The sequence below is a fragment of the Maricaulis sp. genome (genome assembly GCF_030149235.1).
Taxonomy (GTDB): Bacteria; Pseudomonadota; Alphaproteobacteria; order Caulobacterales; family Maricaulaceae; genus Maricaulis.
Genome location: NZ_JASBRW010000087.1, coordinates 1 through 4,769, shown reverse-complemented (window position 1 = coordinate 4,769; position 4,769 = coordinate 1). Strand labels below are relative to the sequence as shown.

5 protein-coding genes are annotated in these 4,769 nt (G+C 58.4%); 3 read left to right on the top strand and 2 right to left on the bottom strand.

Annotated elements, in window-relative coordinates; all coding sequences use genetic code 11:
* The first annotated feature begins 83 nt into the window (after window positions 1-83).
* Entirely contained in the window at window positions 84-539 is a 456-nt protein-coding gene (locus tag Q1V51_RS13485) for a DUF6538 domain-containing protein (protein WP_366522754.1), read from the top strand.
* Here Q1V51_RS13485 and Q1V51_RS13415 read toward each other — a convergent pair.
* Window positions 496-705, bottom strand: a complete 210-nt coding sequence (locus Q1V51_RS13415) for an antirestriction protein ArdA (protein WP_300557192.1) — start codon at window positions 703-705, stop codon at window positions 496-498. The genes Q1V51_RS13485 and Q1V51_RS13415 overlap by 44 nt on opposite strands.
* An 812-nt stretch (window positions 706-1,517) precedes the next feature.
* On the opposite strand from Q1V51_RS13415, the gene Q1V51_RS13410 reads away from it, so the two are divergent.
* Entirely contained in the window at window positions 1,518-1,703 is a 186-nt protein-coding gene (locus Q1V51_RS13410; RefSeq protein WP_300557190.1) for a hypothetical protein, read from the top strand.
* A gap of 101 nt (window positions 1,704-1,804) precedes the next feature.
* Here Q1V51_RS13410 and Q1V51_RS13405 read toward each other — a convergent pair whose 3' ends face one another.
* Window positions 1,805-3,937, bottom strand: a complete 2,133-nt coding sequence (locus tag Q1V51_RS13405; protein ID WP_300557188.1) for a hypothetical protein — start codon at window positions 3,935-3,937, stop codon at window positions 1,805-1,807.
* 633 nt (window positions 3,938-4,570) lie between these two features.
* Between Q1V51_RS13405 and Q1V51_RS13400 the strand changes: the two genes are divergently transcribed.
* A partial coding sequence (locus tag Q1V51_RS13400) for a helix-turn-helix transcriptional regulator (RefSeq protein ID WP_300557186.1) occupies window positions 4,571-4,769 on the top strand: 199 nt, incomplete at its 3' end.

Genomic DNA, 4,769 nt, shown 5'->3' with positions numbered 1-4,769 from the left:
ATTAAACGGAAAACATTCTGATCTCGGGGTCGGAAGAATTTTTCGTTTCCAATTTTGTGATACAAATTGCGCACAAATTCCAAATGGGTCGTTCTTCGCAATCTGACAAATACCTGCGCCGCCGGGGCGAGCATTGGCACTATTACCGTCGTGTGCCGTCAAAATTTCAGGCTTTTGATGGGAGGGGGACCATCCGACTGTCTTTAGGGACATCGTCACTTGAGACAGCGAGATTGCGGCGAGACGAACTGGCTAGCGCTGACGAAGAATACTGGGCGTCTCTCGCGCTGGCAGACGCCTCCGTCTCTGACGTGGCAGGTGTTGATCCAAGAATTGCGGAACAACGCTATCGCGCGGCATGTGCTGCCGCCATGACCGCAGGTTTCAGGTACCGGCCAATGGACCGTCAGGTCCAGCCGGGGAATGTCGAGGAAGTTGTCGAGCGGCTTCTGGCACTGAAATCCAATCCAAAATCAGATGCCCCGCTCGAACCTTTCAGGGCCAGACCTTTGCGCCGAGCCGTCCATGGCCTCCAATAAACTCCGCCAGTGCGCACACGGTTTCGAACGAAGCGTATTTGGAAAGGCTCGCCCCTTCGAAGCCTTCATAATCATGGATCGCCCATTCCTCGGCGCTAGGCAGTGGCGAGGGTGCCAGCATGGTGTGTACCTGGCCCATGATTTCGTCCGGCGTGGTTGCATCGATCCAGCGTCCGTGCAGGCAGCCATTATTGTAGGCGGCCAGGCCACATAGATACGTGGGATGCCATCAGGCGTTAGGGCGGAAGCGATTCCAAGGGGGGCTGAGGCACAGGTCATGTCGGGTCTCCTTTTCTGCCGCGTCCTTCCCGCGACAGGGGGGGCGGCGGAAAAGGCCGGCAGGCCGGGCGTCACAAGCCGTGCGGGCAAGGCGGAAAGGTAGGGGACCTCAAGATGTTGTCCGGATAATGCTCCGGCGCCTTTCGCGCGCGGCGCGCCCGGCCAGATGTGCCGTCCGCCCACCCCCGCCGTTGAGGAAGCCTCGTATGCCGGCAGATGCAGGAGACTCGGCTGGTAAACGCGCTCCTGTCATCCGGTAAACGGGTTCTGGCTTTCCCTTGTGGTCCGGCGTGATTCTCAGGATGTGGCCGCCGGGCCTCCGGGCGGCCTTCGAAGATCACGAAATGCGCTTAAGTGTTTCATCGGCCCAGATCGTGACGGCGCGAACCCGTAGGGAGACCTTCTCCTGATCGTTGAATTTATTTGACTATTTCCCGGCCGGCGGCGTTTCATGAGCGGTGGATGAACATGCGTGACATAAAGGCGCCTTGAGCCGGCTATTGCCTCGCCCAAATATAGGGTTAACGAAAACAGGAGAATGTTAACCATAAGAGCCCAGAAGGGTTTCGATCGGTAAAACTTGGAAAGATAAATTAGTGGAACCTGAACCGGCCACGGCCATTGTTCCCAGTGTCACGTAGAAGTTGCGTGGGTCTTACCAAGCGGTTAAGAACATTTTCCGGAAAGTGGATGCAGATCATGATCAAGACCAATCAGGCATTCAAAGTCAGCCTCAGCCAGGACATCGAGTATTTGGATAAAGCGATGAAGCGCCCGCTCGTCGACGTGGACTATAGCGACTTCGAAGAGAAAATTATTCGCAAGGAAGCCGCCCGGCTGCGCGACCGCGAGAAGCCGGTCCAGGTCGAAGCCGGCCAGCCCTGACGCTGTTGCGCTCGCCGGCGCCATCGATTGGAAAATCACAGCCGGCGAAACCTAGGTTCAGAACAATCGAAAAAAAGCTCCCGGATGTCCGGGAGCTTTTTTCATTCGATCCAGGGCGGCGTTTCCTTTGCCGGTTTGCCATCGGATGACACGGATTTCAGCGGGCGGACCCCTGACAGGATCCAGGTCGCCGCATCGGCGTCGCGCCGGCCGTCCATGGTCTGTTCGGTCACTTCGACCTGGGAAAGGCTGAGGCCGAGGCCGTGAAAGCCTGGGGCGACTTTGAGTTCCTGCGTGTCGCCGTCAGCGTCGCGCCAGAGACCGACGCAGTGTGAGGCGGCATGCTTGCCGCTGGCATTGGCCCGTTCGATCAGGGCCATGGATGTCAGGGTCAGGACGGAACTTCCAGGGTCATCGGCAAGAACGGTGGCATACCTTGCCGGCCAGCGGGTCATCAGCTGCGGTCCGTCCATGAGGAGAGCGAATATGAGCTTCGGGCCAATGGCTCTCAGAACTTCCTGAGCGGGGTCGGTCCGGGCAAGGTCCTCACAGATGAGGACGGTTGCAGTTGCCTTGTCCCGGAAGGCGATAACCGTCAGGCGGCGCGACAGGATATCCTGGCGTTCCCACCAGTCGCAGGAAGGGTCAAGCGTGGCGCCGAGCCCGTAGCGGGTGATCTGTTCCCGGTCGAGCCGCCAGCGATGGTGCTTGTCATGATAACTGGTCATCTGCTGGCGCGGCGGGAAATCCTCGATGTCGGGATCTTCTTCGAGGGCCTTGATTTCGTCGGGGGCCCGCTCCGAAAAGACGGTGATGGCGGCGAAGTTGCCATACCGTATCCTGCTTTCCTTTATGCCTGAGCCTTCTTCGCTTTCCTGAACATCCGTATCAAAACTATAGGAGGTGAGGCCGGCGACGACGACTTCAATGTCATTGTGATTGCGATTGACCCAATCGAGCAGCTTGTCGTGCAGGCGATGGGTGAGGGCCAGTTCGGGAAAGACCAGCATGTCGACTTTCCCGAAATCCTTCACCATCGAACGGATGAGGCCATCGACGAATTCCAGGAAGGCTTCGGTCGCCTTATCCAGTTTCTCGGCGGCTTCTTCTTCAGACGCTGCCTGGAGCGGCCTTGGGGAAACGCCGAACCAGCCGAACTTTTTATCGCAGTCATCACCGCTATCGCCGATTTGCCGGAAACAGGTCGCCTCGATTTCATAAGGATAGGGAATGAGGATCATGTTGAGCGGCTTGCCCTTCTGATGCTCTCCTGGCTGCTGGCCATAGAACCAGGCCGCTCGGGCGACACCTTGTGGCGGCAGCAGCGCCAGATTGTGGCTGAGATTGCGGATGGTACATCCGACCTGGGTCGTGCGCGACTTGGGCAGGACGCAGACTGCATCGGGATTGGCCTCGGAAAGCGTGTAAAGGCGAAGGTCATCCTGTTCGGGAATGGAGAGGCTGCTCTGCAGGATGTCCATCGACCGGGTGATGCGGGCATCCACGGCCCGCGCCACCCACGAGCTTTCGTCGTCATCGCGCCGGGAGATGCTGCGCTGGCCGACACCTTCGGCGGCTTCATCGGCAATGATCATGAGGGCAAGTGCAAAGCGCCACCAGGCAGGCGCCTCGCCATCATACCGGATCGGGCTGAACAGGGGCGACGACCAGGCGGAGATCAGCTGGACCCAGTAATACTCGACGATTTCCGGCGGGTATGTCGGGGCGACATTGGTTGAGACATCGACCTTGGAGCGCCAGCCTTCGCCAGCAAGTGTCCAGTCGGCGCGGTCGTCTGCTGTCACCTGGATGATCCGGTTTGCCGCGGGCAGGCAGTTGCCGTCACTGTCCCAGGTGCAGGCTTCGACATGGTGGTAGGCGCCGCTGCGTTCGAGCAGGCGGCCACAGACAGCGAACAGATCGATCGGGTCATGTGGCGGCGAGAACCAAGGGCTGATATCGGCCCTCAAGAGAATTTTGAGGGCCTCTGTGAGTTCGTCGGGTTCGACGATGGTCCAGCGCTTCTTATACGCTTCCCGGATGCGGATCTGTTCATAGCTGTAGGGATCATAATGATCGCCATTCGTGTCAGTCTGGGATTTTCGTTCCTCAATGACATCCGGATCGAGGGGGCAGCGGAAGGCAAGGCTGGGACCGCCATCGGTTGGCAAACCGAGATGTTGCGGGGTTCCGTTCGGGAAGATTTCCTGGATGAGTGTGCCCACCGTGTGCATAGCCGCCCCCTGAGTAATGTCTTGTTTGTAATCAAAGATTGAACGTTCAACCCTATTTCGCGGCGGAATCCAATAGGCGGCGCCGATTCAAGGATAAGCCGCCGGGAAGATGTCCTTGCAGGCGGCCTGGGATGGGGGGGCAGGCTACCCGATTGGGGCCTTCACAAGTTGTTCCGTCCAGAAGATTGGTTGCTGGCCAGATCGAATCAGAGGTTTCTTCCCTCCGAATTCGGATTGCTCCTGATTAGAGGACATCTCATGTCTGTCTGGTTCCCATTCGGTTTCGAACAAAGCCGGGCAGCTCACGATGCAGCCAGCCGGCTGAGACAGGCCTTTCCCGCTCTGAACATCCGCCTTCATGAGGGCCGGATCGAGATTTCGGCGATCCCTCCTCAAGACGAGGCATTGGTTCTGAATGCGGCAGTGGAAACGCTGATTTCCTGCCGTGATGGCAGAGCCGAAGCCGCCTGACCCGTATCGGCAGGCATTTGCCGCGATTGCGGGCTGTGCGGTCCGGTGCGAAACGATGAGCCGATCAGATCTGTATTTATACGGAAACGCGTATTAACTTGAAATATACGGGTTTGCGTATATATAGGATTTATGCGCGAATGCGTATAAGGAGTTGGTGCAATGTCTGATCTGGTCCGGAGCCCGCGCATGGCGGGGGAATTGGTACGAAAGGCGCGCCTGGCGGCTGGCTTGTCGCAGGCCGAACTTGCCGAACGGATGCGCGTGCGCCAGGCCACGGTTTCCAAGCTGGAATCCGGAGAGCCAGCGACCCGAATGGCGGTTTTCTTTGATGCGTTGACGGCCCTGGGGTTGGAGCTTG